Origin of the sequence: Clostridium paridis (genome assembly GCF_016765615.1) — a bacterium.
Lineage (GTDB): Bacteria > Bacillota > Clostridia > Clostridiales > Clostridiaceae > Clostridium_T > Clostridium_T paridis.
Window position 1 is genome coordinate 1 of sequence record NZ_JAESWA010000010.1, and the last position, 20241, is coordinate 20241.

Here is a 20241-nt window from a genome sequence, read left to right on the forward strand (position 1 = left end):
GTCCTGAGCCAGGATCAAACTCTCAATTTGAAAGCTTAATCTAACTCAAAAGATTACGTTGACTTAAGTTTATTTCTAAATCTTACTTCATTTCCTCTGTTTAATTTTCAAAGACCATTTTGTTTTTCGCATTTAAGCGACTTCTATATGTTATCAAAACATTTTTTGTTTGTCAACTACTTTTTTCAAAGTTTTTGTTGACTTGTTTGTCCTTATTTGAAGGACGTGTTTTATGATAACATCTCTATAACTATAATATGTTTATCTATAATAGCATTAACTTATGTTATTCTATTATTCCTTTTGTATTCTTTTAATTACTATGTATTCCTATTATTGACACACAAGGTTAAGTTTATGTTACATAATCTAAACTTCCCTTCCATATATTCTATAAATTAGGACATATGCGCATGATTTATCAAATTAAATGAGTAATTATATTAATATTTTTTAAAAATATTTATACATAAATCTTTGAAATAAAAAGGAGGATATCTTATTTTAAATTATAAAATAAGATATCCTCACAATTACATAAAATTATTCGTTATTATCTTCTGCTCTCTCTAAAAGACTTTCTAATGAATTATCATTAACATTACTTATTTCACTACCATCTTCTAATAATTCTAATTCTTCACTAGACTCTGCTGAAGAAATTTTAGCTATTGCAACTATCTTTTCTTCTTCACTAGTTCTCATTAGTGTTACTCCCATTGCTGATCTACTTGTGACAGAAATACCTGAAACATTTATTCTAATTGCTACACCTGATGTATTTATAAGCATCATTTCGTCATCTTGCTTACATACAGTTGCCCCAACTAACTTACCTGTTTTCTCAGCCACTTTGTAAGTTATAAGACCCATTCCGCCTCTATTTTGTGTTTTGTATTCAGTTAATGGTGTTCTTTTACCAAATCCATTTTCACTTATAACTAATAAATCCTCATCTGGAGTAGCTATATCCATACAAACAGCAACATCATCTTTTCTTAATGATATAGCTTTTACACCTGAAGCTGTTCTTCCCATAGGTCTAACATCTTTTTCACTAAACTTAATTGCAATACCATTTTGTGTTGCTATTATAATTTCCGCATCACCAAATGTTTGTTTAACCTTAAGTAACTCATCACCATCTCTTAGATTTATAGCAATTAATCCATTTCTTCTAAGATTCTTAAATTCATCTATTGGGGTCTTTTTAACAATTCCCTTCTTAGTAGCCATAAATAAGAATCCATCTGGATTAACGTCTTTAACAGATAACACTGTCTCTATACGCTCATCTTGTTCAATAGGTATAAGATTAATAATATTAGTTCCTTTTGCTGTTCTTCCTGCATCAGGAATTTCATATGCTCTACGTTTATATACTCTACCTCTATTAGTAAAGAATAGTATATCTGAATGAGTAGATGTTACTACAACATGCTCTACAAAGTCATCTTCTTTTGTAGTCATTGCCTGTATTCCCTTACCCCCTCTTCTTTGGGCAGAGTAAGTGTCAGCTAAAATTCTCTTAACATAACCTGTATGAGTTAATGTTATTACAACATCCTCTTCTTGAATTAGATCTTCAATATCTATTTCGTTTTCTTGTTTTTCGATTACTGTTCTTCTTTCATCGCCATATCTTTCTTTGATTTCTATAAGTTCTTCTTTGATTACGCCTAGTAACTTTTCCTCAGAAGACAATATTTCATTTAATCTATTGATTAAAGTCATAAGTTCATTATACTCATCTTCAATTTTGTCTCTTTCTAATCCTGTTAATCTAGCAAGTCTCATATCTAATATTGCTTGAGATTGTTTTTCGCTTAGATTAAATCTTTCAATAAGTGTATTTCTAGCTATTTCTGAATTTTTAGAACCTCTAATAATACTTATTACTTCATCGATATTATCTAAAGCAATTTTTAATCCCTCTAAAATATGAGCTCTTTCTTGTGCTTTATTTAATTCAAATACTGTTCTTCTTGTAATAACTTCTTTTTGGAAATTTACATAGTGTACTAGTATCTCTTTTAAGTTTAAAACCTTTGGTTCATTATCTACTAGTGCAATTGTATTTACACCAAAGGTATCTTGCATCTTTGTATGTTTAAATAGTAAGTTTAGAACTACACTAGGATTTGCGTCCTTCTTAAGTTCTATTACTATTCTCATACCTTCTCTATCAGATTCATCTCTTAAATCTGATATTCCATTTATTTTTTTATCTTTAACTAGATCCGCTATATTTTCTATTAGTTTAGCTTTATTTACTTGGTATGGAAGTTCGTTAACTATAATTTTTAATCTACCTTTTTCTTCTTCTATTTCAGTTTTTGCTCTTACAACAACTCTTCCTCTACCTGTTTCATAAGCAGCCCTTATTCCAGCCTTACCCATTATTATTCCTGCTGTTGGGAAGTCTGGACCTTTAATTTTAGTCATCAAATCTAAAATTGTTACTTCTGGATCATCTATAAGCATAATTGTTCCATCTATAACTTCACCAAGATTATGAGGAGGTATATTTGTTGCCATACCTACTGCTATACCTGAAGAACCATTTACTAATAAATTGGGGAACCTTGAAGGTAATACTGAAGGTTCTTGCTCTTCACCATCAAAGTTTGGTATAAAATCTACAGTATTTTTATTTATATCTCTTAGCATTTCAGCAGCAATTTTATTCATTTTTGCTTCTGTATATCTCATAGCAGCTGCGCCATCACCATCAACAGAACCAAAATTTCCATGACCATCTACAAGCATATATCTCATAGAAAAATCTTGAGCCATTCTTACTAATGCTTCATAAACAGATGTATCTCCATGTGGGTGATATTTACCTAAAACTTCTCCGACTATTCTTGCACACTTTCTATATCCTCTATCTGGTCTTAATCCAAGTTCATGCATAGAAAATAAGATTCTTCTATGTACTGGCTTTAAACCATCTCTAACATCTGGAAGAGCACGCCCAACTATAACGCTCATAGCATAATCTATATAGCATTTTTTCATCTCATTTTTTATATCAACCTGAACTACTTTTCCCTCGTTATTATTCATTGCTTTCACCTCAATTCTGTACTAAATATCTAAGTTAACCACTTTACTTGCGTTATTTTGAATAAACTCTCTTCTAGGTTCTACTTTATCTCCCATAAGAATAGTAAATATCTCATCTGCAGCCATTGCATCTTCAATAGTTGCTCTTAATAATACTCTTTGTTCAGGATCCATAGTTGTTTCCCATAACTGGGTAGCATTCATTTCACCTAAACCTTTGTATCTTTGAATGTCAGTATTATTATCTTTTCCGCCAAGTTCAACTAATGTATTTTCTAATTCTTTATCTGAATATACATATACATCCTTTTTAGCCTTTGACACCTTATATAAAGGTGGCTGTGCTATATATACATGTCCTTGGTCTACTAATTCTCTCATATATCTGTAGAAGAATGTTAATAATAGTGTTCTAATATGCGCACCATCAACATCCGCATCTGTCATTATTATTATTCTATTGTATCTTATTTTTTCTATATCAAAATCTTTACCAATACCTGCTCCAAATGCAGTAACCATACTTCTTATTGTATCTGAGTTAAGAATCTTATCTAATCTCTGTTTCTCAACATTCATTATTTTTCCTCTTAAAGGAAGTATAGCTTGGAATTTTCTATCTCTGCCTTGCTTAGCAGATCCACCAGCTGAGTCTCCCTCAACTATATAAATTTCACATTCCATTGGATCCTTAGACGAACAATCTGCTAGTTTTCCTGGTAATGCGCTTCTTTCTAACACAGATTTTCTAGTAAGTTCTCTTGCTTTCCTAGCTGCTTCTCTTGCTCTTGCTGCTACTAAAGCTTTGTCTACCACAATCTTACCTACTGAAGGGTTTTCTTCTAGGTATAAGGCTACACTTTCACCTAGAATACCATCCACTATACCTCTAACTTCAGAGTTTCCAAGTTTAGTCTTTGTTTGTCCTTCAAACTGAGGCTCAGATATTTTAACTGATATAACAGCTGTTAATCCTTCTCTTATGTCTTCACCAGAAAGATTTTTATCATTCTCTTTCAAGTGTCCAAACTTCTTAGCATAATCATTCATTACTCTAGTAAGAGCTGTCTTAAATCCAACTAAGTGTGTTCCACCCTCAATGGTATCTATGTTATTTGCGAAAGAAAATATATTTTCGTTATATCCATCATGATATTGTAAAGCAACTTCAACAGCTACCCCATCTCTTACACCTTCAACATAAATAGGTTCTTCGTGTAAAACTTCTCTATTTCTATTTAAGTAACTTACAAAGGATTTAATTCCACCTTCGTAGAAATAGTCTTCTTCTTTTTCATCTCTTTCATCAACTAATCTAATACTTATTCCTTTATTTAAAAATGCTAGCTCTCTTAATCTATTTGATAATATTTCAAAATCAAATACAGTCTCTTCGAAAATATCAGCATCTGGCTTAAAATGAACTTTTGTTCCGTGTTCTTCATCTTCAGCATCAGCTATTTTAATTAAATCACTTGTAACTGCACCTCTAGAATATGTTTGTTTCCAAACATGACCCTCTCTAGTTACAGTAACTTCACACTCGTCAGATAAGGCATTAACAACTGAAGCACCAACACCATGTAATCCTCCAGAAACCTTGTATCCTCCGCCACCAAATTTTCCACCAGCATGAAGTATTGTCATAATAACTTCAACTGTAGGTTTTCCCATTTTAGGATGTATTCCTACTGGCATACCTCTTCCATCATCTATTACAGTTATAGAATTATCTTTATGTATATAAACATCTATATTCTTGCAATATCCAGCTAAAGCTTCATCAATACTATTATCAACAATTTCGTATACTAAATGATGTAATCCTCTAGAACTAGTACTCCCTATATACATACCAGGTCTTTTTCTTACTGCCTCTAATCCTTCAAGAACCTGTATCTGACTTTCATCATAACTTTGTTTATTCTGTTCCAACATGTAACTCCTCCTACTTCTAAAATTTAAGATATTATATCTTTAAGTTAAACATTGGACTAACTTAAGGATTATATTCTACATCAGTTCTTTTTGTTAATGTAGATGATGAAATTGGAGAAAGATAAATCTTGCTCTTTTTATCTACCTCTGCAATAACAAAAGATTTAGGTTTTTCCTTTGAGATTCTCTCTACAAAACCATCTTCTTCTGCTAATCTTAAGAATTGTATAGTATCAGAACTATACATAGTATTTTGTAAGTCAAATATCCCTATAACGTCTTTTACTGGAACTACTACATTTTCTCCCAAGTGTAAAAACACAAATATTCCTCCTTGCTAACTAATAACAACTCCATCGTTAACTTTAAAAACTTTAGATTCACTATTTAAATATCGAGATATATCTTCTATTCCCGTTCCGGTTATTATTGTTTGAATTCCACTTATTGAATTCAATATATAAGATTTTCTTGTAAAATCTAATTCTGATAAAACATCATCCAAAAGAAGTACTGGATATTCTCCAGTAATATCTTTTATAATGCTTAGAGATGCAAATTTAATGGTTAGGACAGATGTTCTTTGCTGCCCTTGAGAACCAAAACTTTTTGCATCTATGTTATTTATCAATATTTCAAAGTCATCTCTATGAGGTCCTATACTAGTTAATCTTCTTTCAATATCTTTCGATCTATTTTTAACTAATAAATCTTTAAAGGATATTTTTATATTATCATTATCTTTAACAGTGGATGTGTACTTAAATTTAATCTCTTCTTTTCCAGAAGTTATTTCTTTATGAATATCATAACTATGAAGATTTAACTTCTCTATATAATCTAATCTGCATTTTATTATATAGCTTCCAAATTCAACAAGTTGATCATCATATATATCCAGCATGAAGTTATCTACATTTTTAGATTTTAGTATGAGATTTCTTTCGTTTATAATTTTGTTATATTGAACAAGATTATAATAATACTTATTACTTAACTGGCATAATTCCATATCCAAAAATTTTCTTCTGATTCCTGGAGATTCTTTTACAATTTTCAAATCTTCTGGTGAAAACATAACTACATTGAATATTCCAATTAATTGATCTATTTTATTAATCTTTATAGAATTAACTCGTATAGCTTTCTTACCATCTTTTAAAATATTTATTTCTATAGTCTTATCGAGTCTCTCTTTTCCAACCTTTAAACTTATGTACGATCTATCCTCATTCCATTTGATTAATTCCTTATCTTTTGAGGTTCTATGAGATTTTGCAAAACCACAATAATATATGGCTTCTAAAATATTTGTTTTGCCTTGTGCATTATCTCCTATAAAAACATTAACGCTATTTGATAATTCTATCTCTAAACTTTTATAATTTCTGTAGTTTAACAAAAGTAATTTTTTAACAAACATAAAAACACCCAATTTAATTATAGCACAATATGCTTAAATTATTTTAAACTTTTCTTGCTGTATCTCTATTACGTCATTTACTCTTAATTTTTTACCTCTTTGGGTGCATACTTCTCCGTTAACTTTTACTTCACCCTCTTGAATTAAAAACTTAGCCTCCGATCCAAGAGAGGCTACCCCAACCCATTTTAAAAAAGAATCTAATTTTATGAATTCAGTGCTTATTTCTATTTCGTTCATAATTATAATATCAACCCGATGCATAATTATGCATCGAATATGAATAATCTCCTTTCGCTAACTATCTTGCTAATCTTACAGGTAGAACAAGATATTTAGAATTATCAGTTTCATTACTTCTTATTACACATGGACTAACGCTTGATGTAAGTTCAAGCATCACTTCATCAGAGTCCATTACTTTAAGAACATCAATTAAGTATCTAGAGTTAAATGCAATTTGTATCTCGTCTCCTTGCAAGTTTACACCAACTTCTTCTCTTACCTTTCCCAATTGAGAATTAGATGTGATTATTAGAGTGTCACCAACCAATTCAAATTTAATTAAATTAGTATTTCCCTCTTTTGCCATTAATGATGCTCTTTCAATACAATTTTGTAGATCTTGTCTGTTAACAGTAACTAAACCCTTATATTCTTGAGGTAATAAGGATTTATATTTTATAAATTCTCCTTCTAATAATCTTGATATAACCTTAGTTTCACCTAAGTTAAATAATATATGATTAGTAGTAAAAGTAATATCTACAACATCTTCACTATCCTCTAGGATTTTAGCTACTTCATTTAGAGTTTTTCCAGGTATTACTGAACTAATTGTATTTTCAGAATCTATCAACTCACTTCTTGTTGCTAGTCTATATCCATCTAAAGCTACTAAATTCAAATATGAATTATTAACCTCAAATAAAATTCCTTGAAGTATTGGTCTTGTTTCATCTTGTGCGATAGCAAATGATGTACCTTTTATCATATTCTTTAATAGATTTTGAGGAATAGAAAATAACTTAGTTTCATTAATTGCTGGAAGCTCTGGGAAATCTGATGGATTCATATGAACTAAGTTAAATACTGATTTCTTACAAGTTATTTGTATTATATTATTACCTTCTTCAACACCAAGAGTTTCTATTGTAACTAAGTCATTAGGTAATTTTCTTATTATTTCTCCAAATATTTTTGCATCTACAACAATTGATCCAGGTTCGATAACTTCAGAATCTATAATTGTTTCTATTGATACATCTACATCTGATCCTATTAATGTTAATTTTGAATCTTTTGCATTTAAGTAGACACCTTCTAATATAGGCATTGTAGATTTTCCTGTTATTGCTTTTTGAGCTATTGATATAGCATCTTGTAACTTTGATTTTTCACATATAAATTTCATATTTAACCTCCATAATTATGAACATTTACTAACAATATAAATTACTTATTATAGATAAAATAATAGATAAAAATATAGTAATAATAGTAGTAGGGGCTGTGAATTTGTTGAAAAGTACCTGCAGCCCTTATAAAATCAAGAAAGTTTGCAAAAAAATACTGTGGATAAGTCCGTACAAATTACTATGAGTTATCCACATTATTAGATGAAAGGTTTCTCCTTAAATTTTATCCACATGATATTAACTTATGTTATGTACATTGTTACTTATTTTTGAGTTAATTTCTTTGTTATGTCGTTTACTGTGTTTTGTAGAACTTCATCTGTTTTTAAGTTTTGAGATATTTTTTCATATGCATGTATAACTGTAGTATGATCTCTTCCACCAAATTCTTCTCCTATCTTTGGCAAAGATAAATCAGTAAGCTTTCTACTTAAATACATAGCTATTTGTCTTGGATATGCTACATTACGTGTTCTTCTTTGAGATTTTAGCTCCTCAACTCTAAGATTATAGTATGAGGAAACAACATCTTGAATTGTATCTATTGTTATATGCTTACTTTGTTTATTAGAAATAATATCTTTTAAAGCTTCACTTGCAAGATCTACTGTTATGTCTCTTCCTGTTAAGGATGAATATGCAACTATCCTTATTAGAGCGCCTTCTAGTTCTCTTATATTAGCTTTAATTTTTGTGGCTATATATACCATTACTTCATTAGCTACATTTAAGTTTTCTACATCAGCTTTCTTTTTTAAGATAGCCATTCTTGTTTCAAAGTCTGGAGCTTGAATGTCAGCAATAAGCCCCCATTCGAATCTACTTCTCAACCTATCTTCTAATGTAGGAATTTCTTTAGGTGGTCTATCTGATGAAAGAATTATTTGCTTATTTGCGTCATGAAGCGCATTAAATGTATGGAAAAACTCTTCTTGAGTTCTTTCTTTTCCTGCTATAAACTGAACATCATCTATTAGCAGAACATCAACATTTCTATATTTGTTCCTGAATTCTTCATTCTTATCATCTTTAATGGAGTTTATTAATTCATTAGTAAATTTCTCTGATGAAACATAAACTACCTTTGATTTTGAATTGTTTTGTAAAATATAGTGTCCTATAGCATGCATAAGGTGAGTTTTACCAAGTCCCACACCACCATATATAAATAGTGGGTTATATGCTTTAGCAGGTGCTTCAGCAACAGCCAATGATGCTGCATGTGCAAATCTATTTGAATTACCAATGACAAAAGAATCAAAAGTATACTTCGGATTTAATGTTGCTGACATCTCATCACTTACAACTACTGAGCTTTCCTTTTGGACTTCCTTTGTAGCATCTTTAACTTTAACTTCTTCCTTTCGAAAATCTGATTCAATTAGAAATTCTATATTATATTTTTTAGAGGAGATAAGTCTTATGGCATTTGCGACTAGATCCTTATATCTTTGCTCTAAAATATCTCTGGTAAATTCATTAGGAACACCTATCTTTATGCTATCTGAAGATATAGATAAGGGTTCGCAACTTTTTATCCATGTGTTGAAGCTAACTTCAGTCATCTCACTTTTTACTATATTTAATGTTTTTTCCCATAATTGATTTAGGTGGGTATCCATCTTATATCCTCCAGTCATTTTTTATAAAAAAGAAAAAATTAATCAAAATAATTAATAAACGAATATATATAAACAAATTACTAACAGTAAAATAATTGTACCATTTAAATAATTGACATTGTAGGTAGAATTATTCACATGTTAATTATTTTGTGAATAAATAGTTAAAAAAATAAATATGTTATATTATCAACATTTGTGGAAAAAATAACATTAACACTATAAACAATGAATATTAATGTTGAAATCAGCTCAAAATACTTAATGATATAAAGAAATTAAGAAAAATTGAACAAGTTATGCACAAAGTTATTCACAGCTGTGGATAACTTTTACTCCACATAAGTTATTCACAATAGTATATTAATAATATCATAAACTGTAAAAGTGGTTCAATAATTTATCCACAAAAACTTATTATGTTAATAAATTTATCAACAAAATAAGTTTTCTTGACAGTAAAGGTATTGAAATATATAATTATAAAGTAAAACTTCAAAATGAAATAAGTATAGTTTTACTATAGAAATATATATTGAAGGGGGTGTAGCGTTATGTTCATGACATACCAACCTAAAAAGAGACAAAGAAAAAGAGAGCATGGATTTAGAAAGAGAATGAGCACTCTATCAGGAAGAAACGTGCTTAAGAGCAGAAGACAAAAAGGAAGAAAAAGATTAACAGCATAAGGGCCGCAGTTGTGGCCTTTTTCTGCAAATGCAGAAAAAGGGGAATCTTATAAATGAGTATGCATAAGATTAGAAAAAATATCGAATTTAGAAACGTATATAGAAGAGGGAAGTCTCTTTCAAATGAAAATTTAGTTCTCTATATATATAATAATGGAAGAAATAGAGACGAAAATAATGAAAAGTTTAATAGAGTTGGAATTTCAGTAAGTAAAAAAGTAGGAAAAAGCGTAACTAGAAGTAGGGTTAAGAGACTAATATTAGAAAGTTATAGACTTAATTCTAAAGATTTAAAAGAAGGATTTGATTTTGTATTTGTTGCAAGAACTGTAATAAAGGATAAAACATATTCGGAAGTACAAAAATCTGTGTTAAATTTATTTAAAAGGGCAGGATTAAATAAATAATGAAAAAGTTATTGATTTTTCCAATCAAGTTATATAGAAAATTTATATCACCTTTTACAAAACCTAGTTGCATATATACTCCGACTTGTTCTCAATATGCTATAGAAGCCATTGAAAAATATGGAGCGATTAAGGGTGGTTTTATGGCTATAAAAAGAATTCTAAGATGTCATCCTTTTCATAAGGGTGGTTATGATCCAGTGAAGTAAAGAGTTAATATTTTTAGGAGGTATTTAATTTGTTTCAAGTTATTGTTGATTTCATGTACAACATCGTGGAGAAGCTTCATGATTTAATTGTTAATATAGGTATTACGGATGTAGGGGCTTCATATGTACTAGCTGTAATATTATTTACATTATTAGTAAGATTATTTTTATTACCATTAAATATAAAATCAACTAGATCAACTGCAAAAATGCAGGAGATACAACCAGAAGTTAAGAAATTACAAGCAAAACACAAGAATAGTCCAGAAAAATTAAATCAGGAAATGATGAAATTATATAAAGAAAATAATGTAAGTATGACTGGTGGTTGTCTACCTATGATCATACAAATGCCTATACTTTTTGCTCTTTACTGGGCTTTTAGACAAATACATCAAGTTTCAGGGGCTGGTTTCTTATGGATACCTAACTTAGCATTAAGAGATCCATATTTTATACTACCAGTTTTAGCTGCAGGTTCTACTTATTTGTCAACAGTCTTTACAACTAAGGTAAATGCTGCAAGTGTAGAAAATTCACCTATGAATATGTCTACTATGAATATAGGTATGTCTGTAATGATAGGTGTTTCTGCTATTAATTTTGAATCCTTATTAGTAATTTATTGGATTGTAGGAAGCTTGATTCAAATGCTTCAAACATATGTAATAGTTGTTCTACCAAAGAAAAATAAGGCTAAGGCAGCTTAGTTTTAATTTATAAGTATATTTTAAGTACAACAAGGTGGGTGAATTGGGTATGAAGCAGATTGAAGTTAATGGAAAATCTGTTGATGAAGCAGTAGAAAGTGCTTTAAAGGAACTTAATGTTACTAAAGATAAGGTTGAAATTGAGATTTTAGATGAAGGAAATAAGGGATTTCTTAGTTTATTTGGATCTAAACCGGCAAAAGTTAGAGTAAAAGTTAAAAGAGACTATATTCAAGATGCTAAGAAATTTTTAAGAGATGTCTTAAATTCAATGGATATCAAAGCTGAGATTAAGATTAAAGAAGAGGACGATGTAATAAAAATTGACTTAATTGGACCTAAGATGGGACTAATAATTGGTTACAGAGGAGAGACCCTAGATTCTTTACAATACTTAGTATCTCTTGTTGTAAATAAAGGTCATGAGACTTCATATAAGAGAGTTATATTAGATACTGAAAATTATAGATTTAAGAGAGAAGAAACACTAAAAAGAGTAGCTAGTAAAACTGCTTATAAGGTTCTTAAATTTAAAAAAGTTGTTAAATTAGAGCCAATGAATCCTTATGAAAGAAGAATCATACATGCAGCATTGCAAGGAAATGAATCTGTATATACTTATAGTGAAGGTGAAGAACCATACAGAAGAATCGTTGTTGATTTAAAAAAGAATTAAAATATGTTTAAAATAGTATAGAAAAATTTAAGAGATGGCTTTTGGGTCATCTCTTAGTTTATTGATAAAATTTTTTATTTTATATAGTATTTTATAATTTAATTATGTAAAATGAATATTAGATTTTAATTATTAGCAATAATATAGGTAAAGGAAAATTAAGGAGGCCTATTCTGAATGAAGGAATTTGATACTATCGCTGCTGTAGCCACACCCGTTGGCGAAGGTGGAATATCAATTATTAGAGTATCTGGACAAAAATCCTTGGAGATTGTTGATAGAGTTTTCAAAGGAGTTAAGGAAAGAAGATTAATAGATATTAAATCATATACTATGAGATATGGTTTTATAATTGATAATGATGAATTAATTGATGAAGTTATAGTTAGTTATATGAAAGGACCTAAAAGTTTTACTGCTGAAGATGTAGTTGAGATTAATTGCCACGGTGGAATCATCTCAACAAATAGAGTTCTTGATGTTATAGTTAAAGCTGGTGCTAGATTGGCTGAACCCGGTGAATTTACGAAAAGAGCATTTATAAATGGAAGGATAGATTTAAGTCAAGCAGAAGCTGTAATTGATATAATTAGAGCAAAGACTGACTTATCTATGAAATCTGCATTAGTACAAAGTCAGGGTAAACTTTCCCGGGAAATAAATAGATTAAGAGAGTATCTTCTTAATGTATTAGCTCTTATTGAGTATGATGTTGATTTTACTGAAGATGATGAGGAGCCAGATGAAACGGTTTCTTTAAGAGTAAATGATAGTTTGCTTAAAACAGTTAAAGATATAGATAGTCTACTAGAGAATGCTGAAGAGGGAAAACTTATAAGAGATGGGTTGAAATTGGTTATAATTGGAAAACCTAATGTTGGGAAATCATCTTTGCTTAATGCATTACTCCAAGAAAAAAGGGCAATAGTTACTGATATACCTGGTACTACAAGAGATGTAATTGAAGAGTACATTAATCTTGATGGTATACCATTAAAAATTATTGATACTGCAGGAATAAGAGAGACAGAGGATATTGTAGAAAAAATTGGAGTAGAAAAGTCTAGGGAAAAGATTGAGGAAGCTGATTTAGTTGTACTGATGCTTGATGTTAGTATACCTTTAGATGATGAAGATTTAGAAATAATTAATTATGTCAAAGATAAAAAATACATAGTTCTATTTAATAAGGTAGATTTAGATAGCAATATTTCAGGAGAAGTGTTGAATGAGCTTGAAAATAAAATTAATATATCAGCAAAAACCGGTTTAGGGTTAGAAAATTTAAAAGATAAAATAAAAGAATTATTCTTTAATGGAAAGTTAGATGGAGAGAGTGTTATTGTATCAAATACAAGACATAAGGAGGCTCTTTATAGAGCAAGAGAGAACTGTCTTTCTGCTATTGAAAGTATAAAAAATGGAGATTTTATAGATTTAGTATCTATATACGTGACATCAGGTTTGAAAGCATTAGGAGAAATTACAGGTTCTGAACTAGAAGAGGACCTAGTAAACAAAATTTTTACAGAATTTTGTGTAGGAAAGTAGGAAAATTATGAAATATTTAGCAGGAGAGTTTGATGTAATAATAGTTGGAGCAGGTCATGCAGGTTGTGAAGCAGCACTTGCTTCTGCGCGTATAGGTTGTAAAACATTGTTATGCACAATGAATTTGGATTCAATTGCATTAATGCCTTGTAACCCTAATATTGGAGGTACTGCAAAAGGACATTTAGTTAGAGAAATTGATGCACTTGGCGGAGAAATGGGTATTAATATAGATAATACTTTTATTCAATCAAGAATGCTTAATACATCTAAAGGGCCAGCAGTTCATTCACTTAGAGCTCAAGCAGATAAGAAAAAATATCAGTATAGGATGAAAAATATTATAGAGAAACAAGAAAATCTTTATTTAAGACAAATAGAGGTTGTTTCTCTTGAAAGTGAAGAAGGAAAAGTTACAGGAGTAGTTACAAAGAATGGTGCGATTTTTAAAGCGAAAGCCGTTGTTTTAGCAACTGGAACTTATCTAAAAGGAAGAGTAATTATTGGTGATGTTTCTTATAGTAGTGGTCCTAATGGTTTATTCCCTGCAAATGATTTATCCCAATCATTACTTGATTTAAATGTATCGCTAAGAAGATTTAAAACGGGAACACCCGCAAGAATAAATAGAAGAAGTGTAGATTTTTCAAAGATGATAGAACAAAAAGGTGATGACAGAATTGTTCCGTTCTCCTTTATGAATGATAATATTGATAGGGAGCAAGTACCATGTTGGTTAACTTATACTAATGAAAATACTCATTCAATTATTAAAAATAATATTGATAGATCACCTATGTATAATGGATCAATTGAGGGAGTTGGACCAAGGTATTGTCCATCTATTGAGGATAAGGTAATGAAATTCCCAGATAAGCTTCAACATCAGATTTTTATTGAACCAGAAGGTGAAGATACTGAAGAAATGTATGTTGGTGGTATGAGTTCTTCTTTGCCAGAAGATGTACAAATACAAATGCTAAGAACATTAGCTGGATTAGAGAACGTTGAAATGCTTAGAACAGCGTATGCAATTGAGTATGATTCTGTAGATCCTACAGAACTTAAGCCAACACTTGAATTTAAGAAAATATCAGGCTTATTTGGAGCAGGACAATTTAATGGAAGCTCTGGTTATGAAGAGGCAGGTGCTCAAGGTATTGTAGCAGGTATAAATGCAGCTTTAAAGGTAAGAAATGAAGACCCTATGATATTAACAAGATCAGATGGATATATAGGAGTGTTAATTGATGACTTAGTTACAAAAGGTACAAGTGAACCCTATAGAATGATGACATCAAGATCAGAATATAGACTTTTATTAAGACAAGATAATGCTGATTTAAGACTTACTGAGATTGGTTATAAAGCTGGGTTAGTAAGTGAAGAAAGATATAGTAGATTCGTGGAAAGAAAGAACAGGATTGATAGTGAGGTGAAGAGAGTTATGAATCTTCAAATTACTAACAAAAATGAAGTAAATGAGTTCTTGATATCGATTGGGTCATCAGAACTTAAAAAACCAATATCTTTATATGAATTAATTAAAAGACCTGAACTTGACTACTTTATGGTTGCACCACTTGATCCTGATCGTGAAGAATTGCCTTATGATATTGGAGAGCAAGTTAATATAATTGCAAAATATGAAGGATATATTGAAAAGCAACTTGAACAGGTAGAACAATTTAAAAAGTTTGAAAAAAGATTGATACCTCAAAACATTGATTATAATGATGTTAAGGGATTAAGAATAGAAGCTATTCAAAAACTCTCTAAAATTAGGCCTATAAATTTAGGTCAAGCTTCTAGAATTTCTGGAGTTTCTCCAGCCGATATATCCGTTCTTTTAATATATGTAGATCACTTTAATAGAAAAACTAATTCTTAGGAGGTTTTTATGGATTTATTTGAATTGATGAAGAATGCATGTGAAGAAGTTGATTTGGTTTTAACTGAAGAAAAATATAACCAATTTCAACTCTACAGAAAACTTCTTCAAGAGTGGAATGAAAAGATAAACTTAACTGCTATTGTCGAAGAAGAGGAGATAATTAAAAAGCATTTCATTGATAGTATAAAGATATTTAAATCAGAGGAACTTAGGAATTCTAAGTCAATAATAGATGTTGGAACTGGTGCTGGATTTCCAGGTTTGCCTATTGCAATAATGGATAGTAACATACAAGTGACTTTATTGGATTCATTAAATAAAAGAATTTTATTTTTAAATGAAGTTGTAAGTAAGCTTAATTTAAAAAATGTTAAGACTATTCATTCTAGAGCAGAAGATGGAGCTAGAAATAAGTTATTAAGAGAAAAGTTTGATGTAGCTGTATCCAGGGCTGTTGCTAATATGAGTGTACTTTCAGAATATTGTATGCCATATGTGAGAGTTGGGGGAAATTTTATAGCACTTAAAGGACCTTCTATAGATGAAGAGTTAATTGATGCTAAAAATGCAATTGGTACACTTGGAGGAGTACTAAAGAATGTTGTTTCTGTTAAAGTTGATGGAACTGACTTAAATCATAACTTAGTTATAGTTAGTAAAACTTCAAGCACGTCAGCTATATATCCAAGAAAAGCTGGTACTATAACAAAAAAGCCAATTAAATAATTTGTATATATTTAACAAATAATATATTAATTTGTAACTATTTGTATTACGATTTTTACATAAAAATAGAAGGAAAAATAAATGTTTTGTAGAAATTGGTAATTAATGGATTTTAATATAATTTTCATAAGGGATGGGATTTTAAATGCAAAACGAAATAATGTATATAAGCATTGATAGTATAATACCTAATACTTATCAGCCAAGAAAGTTTTTTGATGAAGTTGCTCTTACTGAATTATCTCAGTCTATTTGTCAATTTGGAATTATACAACCTCTTACTGTTAGAAAGAGAGGGGGTTTATTTGAATTAGTTGCTGGAGAAAGAAGATGGAGAGCAGCAAAACTTGCTAATTTAAATGAAGTTCCATGCACAATTATTGAAATAACTGATACTGAGTCTGCTGAAATTGCTTTGCTAGAAAATCTTCAACGTGAGGATTTGAATTTTATTGAAGAAGCAGAAGCATATTATAATTTGATAAATGAGCACCACTTTACACAAGATGATTTGGCAACAAGAATGGGTAAAAAACAATCTACAATAGCAAATAAGTTAAGATTATTGAAGTTAAGTTCAGAAGTAAGAAATATTTGCTTGGAAAATAGTCTAACTGAAAGACATGCCAGGGCATTACTTTCATTACCAGATGAAGTTCATCAGCTAAAGGTTGTAAAGAAAGTTATAAAGCAAAATTTAAATGTTAAAAGAACTGAGGAGTTAATAAATAAAGAACTTCTTAAATTAGCTGGTAATGAGTTAAGTTCTAAAGGCAAGAAAAGAATAACAGGAGTATTTGCACCTAAAATATATGTTAATTCAATTAAACAAGTTTTTGATAAATTTAAAATTCCAGCTGAATATAAATCAAAGGATTGTGGCGAGTATATCCAAATAACTGTTAACATTCCAAAAAAATAATTTTAAAGTATGAGTGATTGTAAATCATTCATACTTTTTTTTGTTTTATTAATGTTTCACGTGAAACATGATAAAAATTTAGTTACATATTTCAATTTCTCTTTTAATATTATGTAGAAAAATATATAATAGAAAGTATAGTGCGTTTCATTGCAAAGGGGGGGGAATAAATGAAGACTATATGTGTTTTTAATCAAAAAGGTGGAGTTGGTAAAACAACAACTAATATTAACTTATGTGCCTATCTTGCGATGGAAGGGTATAAAATTTTAGCTATAGATATTGATCCGCAGGGTAATACCACTTCTGGTATTGGAATTGACAAAAGAACATTAGAAAATTCAATGTATGATGTTTTAACATCAGATACATCTTTAAATGATGTTATTATACAATGCAATTTAGTTGAAAATTTGTACATTGCACCATCAACTATGGAACTAGCTGGAGCTGAGGTTGAAATTATTACGAAAAGTGATAGGGAGAAGATATTATTAAATAAAATTAATGATTTAGAAATGGATTTTGATTTTATTTTTATAGATTGTCCTCCTTCATTAGGTACTTTAACAATTAATGCTCTTGTAGCTTCTGATACAGTGTATATACCTATACAATGCGAGTTTTATGCGTTAGAGGGTGTTGGACAGCTTATCAATACTGTTCAGCTTGTTAAGAAAGCCTTAAATAAAAAGCTTGATGTTGAAGGCGTTGTAATGACAATGTTCGATGCTAGAACAAATTTAAGCATTGAAGTTCAGAAGGAAGTAGAAAAATATTTTGGTGATAAAGTATACAATACTACTATTCCAAGAAATATTAGATTAGCAGAATCGCCTAGTTTTGGTTTACCAATAATGCTTTATGATGATAAATGTAAAGGTGCAGAGGCATATTTAAATTTAACAAAAGAATTTTTAAGTAGACAGGGAGATAAAGTATGAGTAAAAAGTTTGGACTAGGAAAAGGATTAAATGCTTTAATTCCAAGCGAAGATATTGATGAAGTTGATGAAAAATCAAAGGTATACATATCTATAAATAAAATAAGAGCTAACTCAGAACAACCAAGAAAATACTTTGACAGTGAAAAGATTTCTGAATTATCGAAATCAATTTTAAATCATGGTGTAATTCAGCCATTAATTCTTCAAAAAGATAATGAAAATTATATTATTGTTGCGGGAGAAAGACGTTGGAGAGCAGCTAAGTTAGCTGGTTTAAAAGAAGTACCTGCAATAATTATGGATTTATCAAAAAGTCAATTGTTAGAAATATCTCTTATAGAAAATATACAAAGAGAAGACCTAAATCCAATTGAAGAAGCTAAAGCTTTCAAGCAATTAATAAGTGAATTTAACTTAACGCAAGAGGCTCTTAGCGAAAGAGTTGGTAAGTCAAGAACTACAATAACAAATTCAATGAGATTACTTAATTTAGATGAAAGAGTTCAAAATTATGTAGTAGAAGGTGTAATTTCTGAGGGACATGGCAGAACTTTACTAGCAATTGAGGATAAAGAAATACAATATAAAATGGCTCAAAAAGTAATAGATGATAAGATTTCAGTAAGAGAATTAGAGAAGATTATCAAAAACTTAGGAAAAGAAAAGAAAAAGTCTGAAGATACTGAGGGTGAGATGTCTCCATATCTCAAAGACTTGCGAGAAAAGTTAGAGAGTAAATTTGGTACTAAAGTAAACATAGATAAGAAAAGAAGTAAAGGAAAAATAGAAATTGAGTATTATTCTAATGAAGACTTGGAAAGAATTTTAGAGATAATCAATTTATAATTGTTTCACGTGAAACATGAGGAAAGGAAGAACATAATAAATGAATAGCATAATAAATTCAATTAGTGATTATAGTGCATATATAATAATAGGGATGGCAGCAGTAATATTATTGCTTTTTATATTAGTACTAATACTTTTTAGATCCTTAAATAAAGTTGAAAAAAGATATAGGAAACTTATGAGAGGAGTAAATAGTAAGAACCTAGAGGAACTTGTTATAGGGTATTTAGACAAGGTAGACGAAGCAAATAAAAATTCTGTAGAGGCAGTTGAATTAGGAAAGTTCCTACAAGAAAAGATGAAAAAATCTATTCAAAAGGTATCAATCATGAGATATAAAGCATTTGAAGATGTTGGTAGTGACTTAAGCTTTTCGATTGCATTATTAGATGATAATGATGATGGAGTTGTTTTAACAGGTATATATGGAAGACATGAAAGCACAACATATGCTAAGCCAATAGACAAAGGAATATCAAGATATGATTTATCAGAAGAAGAAATAACAGTATTAAATAAGTCTATAAATAGTAAGTAATCCTTCCCCCCTTATTAAATAGGGGGGATTTTTTTATATAGAATAGAATTAATTAGAAGAGCTAATGTTGTTAAGAACATCATCAAGAGAAGAATTCTTACCACCTAATGACTTAATTGCAAAGTGATAAATACCCTTAGAAATAGTATCAGCTATTGTCATAACAGTAAATAATCTTGTATTCTGAAGAACCATAAACTCAAAATTTCCAGAAATATTAACTATACCAGTAATACTTAAGTCTCCAACAGAAGGAAGACCTTTATTGAGTGCCATTCCAGGAAAAAGAGGCTTCTTTTCAATATAAATATTACCTACGTTTTGAAGCTTACCCAAAGAAGCATCAATAGCAACTATATAGGGATTATTATGTTGAGATTTAATTGACTCTAATGTAGTGACAAGATTTTTAGCGTGAATTGGTTCTTCTAAGTCTCCATAAATGATTAAATTTTTTCTTACTAAGCACTTGAGTTTATAGCCTACTAAAGGGCCAAGTGAATCACCAGTAGATCTATCTGTACCAATACAAATAATAACAATAGTTCTTTTACTTCTAATAACAGGAGTTAATTCAGTATATAAAAAATCTCTAATTTGTAAAATTGAACTTGAAGAAGTTGAATCACATACTAATGAATTCATAAAAAAACC

20 protein-coding genes are annotated in these 20241 nt (G+C 29.8%); 12 read left to right on the plus strand and 8 right to left on the minus strand.

All coding sequences use genetic code 11. From position 1 onward, the window contains the following. Window positions 1–543: 543 nt before the first annotated feature. From gyrA to dnaA, 7 genes are all read right to left on the minus strand, one after another. Window positions 544–3069 carry a DNA gyrase subunit A gene (gyrA, locus tag JK634_RS01475; protein ID WP_202765864.1) on the minus strand — a complete coding sequence of 842 codons (2526 nt, stop codon included), beginning with the start codon at window positions 3067–3069 and terminating at the stop codon, window positions 544–546. A 21-nt stretch (window positions 3070–3090) separates the two neighbouring features. Beyond that, window positions 3091–5007 carry a DNA topoisomerase (ATP-hydrolyzing) subunit B gene (gene gyrB / locus JK634_RS01480; RefSeq protein WP_274601327.1) on the minus strand — a complete coding sequence of 639 codons (1917 nt, stop codon included), beginning with the start codon at window positions 5005–5007 and terminating at the stop codon, window positions 3091–3093. Between the two features lie 61 nt (window positions 5008–5068). Then, window positions 5069–5329 (minus strand): extracellular matrix regulator RemB, encoded by a 261-nt coding sequence (remB, locus tag JK634_RS01485; RefSeq protein ID WP_202765865.1) that lies wholly within the window; start codon window positions 5327–5329, stop codon window positions 5069–5071. A gap of 15 nt (window positions 5330–5344) precedes the next feature. Beyond that, entirely contained in the window at window positions 5345–6430 is a 1086-nt protein-coding gene (gene recF / locus JK634_RS01490) for a DNA replication/repair protein RecF (RefSeq protein WP_202765866.1), read from the minus strand. A 33-nt stretch (window positions 6431–6463) separates the two neighbouring features. Next, window positions 6464–6670, minus strand: a complete 207-nt coding sequence (gene yaaA / locus JK634_RS01495; RefSeq protein WP_202765867.1) for a S4 domain-containing protein YaaA — start codon at window positions 6668–6670, stop codon at window positions 6464–6466. A 61-nt stretch (window positions 6671–6731) separates the two neighbouring features. Further along, window positions 6732–7844, minus strand: coding sequence for a DNA polymerase III subunit beta (gene dnaN, locus JK634_RS01500; protein ID WP_202765868.1), 1113 nt, complete (start codon window positions 7842–7844; stop codon window positions 6732–6734). A 267-nt stretch (window positions 7845–8111) separates the two neighbouring features. Next, on the minus strand, window positions 8112–9470 hold the full coding sequence (gene dnaA, locus JK634_RS01505; RefSeq protein ID WP_202765869.1) for a chromosomal replication initiator protein DnaA: 1359 nt from the start codon (window positions 9468–9470) through the stop codon (window positions 8112–8114). Window positions 9471–10024: 554 nt separating this feature from the next. On the opposite strand from dnaA, the gene rpmH reads away from it, so the two are divergent. The 12 genes from rpmH to JK634_RS01565 all read left to right on the plus strand — a co-directional run bounded on the left by rpmH (window position 10025) and on the right by JK634_RS01565 (window position 19587). Next, window positions 10025–10159, plus strand: coding sequence for a 50S ribosomal protein L34 (gene rpmH, locus JK634_RS01510; protein ID WP_202765870.1), 135 nt, complete (start codon window positions 10025–10027; stop codon window positions 10157–10159). 53 nt (window positions 10160–10212) lie between these two features. Next, window positions 10213–10566 carry a ribonuclease P protein component gene (gene rnpA / locus JK634_RS01515; RefSeq protein WP_202765871.1) on the plus strand — a complete coding sequence of 118 codons (354 nt, stop codon included), beginning with the start codon at window positions 10213–10215 and terminating at the stop codon, window positions 10564–10566. Beyond that, window positions 10566–10775 carry a membrane protein insertion efficiency factor YidD gene (gene yidD, locus JK634_RS01520; RefSeq protein WP_202765872.1) on the plus strand — a complete coding sequence of 70 codons (210 nt, stop codon included), beginning with the start codon at window positions 10566–10568 and terminating at the stop codon, window positions 10773–10775. The genes rnpA and yidD overlap by 1 nt, the downstream gene beginning before the upstream one ends. 29 nt (window positions 10776–10804) lie before the next feature. Beyond that, window positions 10805–11485 carry a membrane protein insertase YidC gene (gene yidC / locus JK634_RS01525; RefSeq protein WP_243425535.1) on the plus strand — a complete coding sequence of 227 codons (681 nt, stop codon included), beginning with the start codon at window positions 10805–10807 and terminating at the stop codon, window positions 11483–11485. A 49-nt stretch (window positions 11486–11534) separates the two neighbouring features. Continuing rightward, window positions 11535–12161, plus strand: coding sequence for an RNA-binding cell elongation regulator Jag/EloR (gene jag / locus JK634_RS01530; protein ID WP_202765873.1), 627 nt, complete (start codon window positions 11535–11537; stop codon window positions 12159–12161). Between the two features lie 177 nt (window positions 12162–12338). Continuing rightward, window positions 12339–13712 carry a tRNA uridine-5-carboxymethylaminomethyl(34) synthesis GTPase MnmE gene (gene mnmE / locus JK634_RS01535; RefSeq protein ID WP_202765874.1) on the plus strand — a complete coding sequence of 458 codons (1374 nt, stop codon included), beginning with the start codon at window positions 12339–12341 and terminating at the stop codon, window positions 13710–13712. A 7-nt stretch (window positions 13713–13719) separates the two neighbouring features. Continuing rightward, the gene (gene mnmG / locus JK634_RS01540) at window positions 13720–15603 is read left to right on the plus strand and encodes a tRNA uridine-5-carboxymethylaminomethyl(34) synthesis enzyme MnmG (RefSeq protein WP_202765875.1); all 1884 of its coding nucleotides are present in this window, start codon (window positions 13720–13722) and stop codon (window positions 15601–15603) included. Window positions 15604–15612: 9 nt separating this feature from the next. Beyond that, window positions 15613–16332 carry a 16S rRNA (guanine(527)-N(7))-methyltransferase RsmG gene (rsmG, locus tag JK634_RS01545; protein WP_202765876.1) on the plus strand — a complete coding sequence of 240 codons (720 nt, stop codon included), beginning with the start codon at window positions 15613–15615 and terminating at the stop codon, window positions 16330–16332. A gap of 145 nt (window positions 16333–16477) precedes the next feature. Further along, entirely contained in the window at window positions 16478–17254 is a 777-nt protein-coding gene (noc, locus tag JK634_RS01550; protein WP_202765877.1) for a nucleoid occlusion protein, read from the plus strand. Window positions 17255–17424: 170 nt separating this feature from the next. Beyond that, window positions 17425–18198 carry a ParA family protein gene (locus tag JK634_RS01555; protein ID WP_202765878.1) on the plus strand — a complete coding sequence of 258 codons (774 nt, stop codon included), beginning with the start codon at window positions 17425–17427 and terminating at the stop codon, window positions 18196–18198. Next, complete coding sequence (locus tag JK634_RS01560; RefSeq protein WP_202765879.1) at window positions 18195–19046, plus strand: ParB/RepB/Spo0J family partition protein; 852 nt, start codon at window positions 18195–18197, stop codon at window positions 19044–19046. The genes JK634_RS01555 and JK634_RS01560 overlap by 4 nt, the downstream gene beginning before the upstream one ends. A gap of 40 nt (window positions 19047–19086) precedes the next feature. Then, window positions 19087–19587: a DUF4446 family protein gene (locus JK634_RS01565; protein ID WP_202765880.1), complete on the plus strand. Its 501-nt coding sequence runs from the start codon at window positions 19087–19089 to the stop codon at window positions 19585–19587. 48 nt (window positions 19588–19635) lie between these two features. Here JK634_RS01565 and yyaC read toward each other — a convergent pair whose 3' ends face one another. Further along, window positions 19636–20232, minus strand: coding sequence for a spore protease YyaC (gene yyaC / locus JK634_RS01570; protein WP_202765881.1), 597 nt, complete (start codon window positions 20230–20232; stop codon window positions 19636–19638). Window positions 20233–20241: the final 9 nt, after the last annotated feature.

What these genes read in the sequence shown, in the direction of transcription:
- gyrA (WP_202765864.1), bottom strand. Translation starts at nt 3,069, where the DNA reads ATGAATAATAACGAGGGAAAAGTAGTTCAGGTTGATATAAAAAATGAG.
- gyrB (WP_274601327.1), bottom strand. Translation starts at nt 5,007, where the DNA reads ATGTTGGAACAGAATAAACAAAGTTATGATGAAAGTCAGATACAGGTT.
- recF (WP_202765866.1), bottom strand. Translation starts at nt 6,430, where the DNA reads ATGTTTGTTAAAAAATTACTTTTGTTAAACTACAGAAATTATAAAAGT.
- yaaA (WP_202765867.1), bottom strand. Translation starts at nt 6,670, where the DNA reads ATGAACGAAATAGAAATAAGCACTGAATTCATAAAATTAGATTCTTTT.
- dnaN (WP_202765868.1), bottom strand. Translation starts at nt 7,844, where the DNA reads ATGAAATTTATATGTGAAAAATCAAAGTTACAAGATGCTATATCAATA.
- dnaA (WP_202765869.1), bottom strand. Translation starts at nt 9,470, where the DNA reads ATGGATACCCACCTAAATCAATTATGGGAAAAAACATTAAATATAGTA.
- rpmH (WP_202765870.1), top strand. Translation starts at nt 10,025, where the DNA reads ATGTTCATGACATACCAACCTAAAAAGAGACAAAGAAAAAGAGAGCAT.
- rnpA (WP_202765871.1), top strand. Translation starts at nt 10,213, where the DNA reads ATGAGTATGCATAAGATTAGAAAAAATATCGAATTTAGAAACGTATAT.
- yidD (WP_202765872.1), top strand. Translation starts at nt 10,566, where the DNA reads ATGAAAAAGTTATTGATTTTTCCAATCAAGTTATATAGAAAATTTATA.
- jag (WP_202765873.1), top strand. Translation starts at nt 11,535, where the DNA reads ATGAAGCAGATTGAAGTTAATGGAAAATCTGTTGATGAAGCAGTAGAA.
- mnmE (WP_202765874.1), top strand. Translation starts at nt 12,339, where the DNA reads ATGAAGGAATTTGATACTATCGCTGCTGTAGCCACACCCGTTGGCGAA.
- mnmG (WP_202765875.1), top strand. Translation starts at nt 13,720, where the DNA reads ATGAAATATTTAGCAGGAGAGTTTGATGTAATAATAGTTGGAGCAGGT.
- rsmG (WP_202765876.1), top strand. Translation starts at nt 15,613, where the DNA reads ATGGATTTATTTGAATTGATGAAGAATGCATGTGAAGAAGTTGATTTG.
- noc (WP_202765877.1), top strand. Translation starts at nt 16,478, where the DNA reads ATGCAAAACGAAATAATGTATATAAGCATTGATAGTATAATACCTAAT.
- JK634_RS01555 (WP_202765878.1), top strand. Translation starts at nt 17,425, where the DNA reads ATGAAGACTATATGTGTTTTTAATCAAAAAGGTGGAGTTGGTAAAACA.
- JK634_RS01560 (WP_202765879.1), top strand. Translation starts at nt 18,195, where the DNA reads ATGAGTAAAAAGTTTGGACTAGGAAAAGGATTAAATGCTTTAATTCCA.
- JK634_RS01565 (WP_202765880.1), top strand. Translation starts at nt 19,087, where the DNA reads ATGAATAGCATAATAAATTCAATTAGTGATTATAGTGCATATATAATA.
- yyaC (WP_202765881.1), bottom strand. Translation starts at nt 20,232, where the DNA reads ATGAATTCATTAGTATGTGATTCAACTTCTTCAAGTTCAATTTTACAA.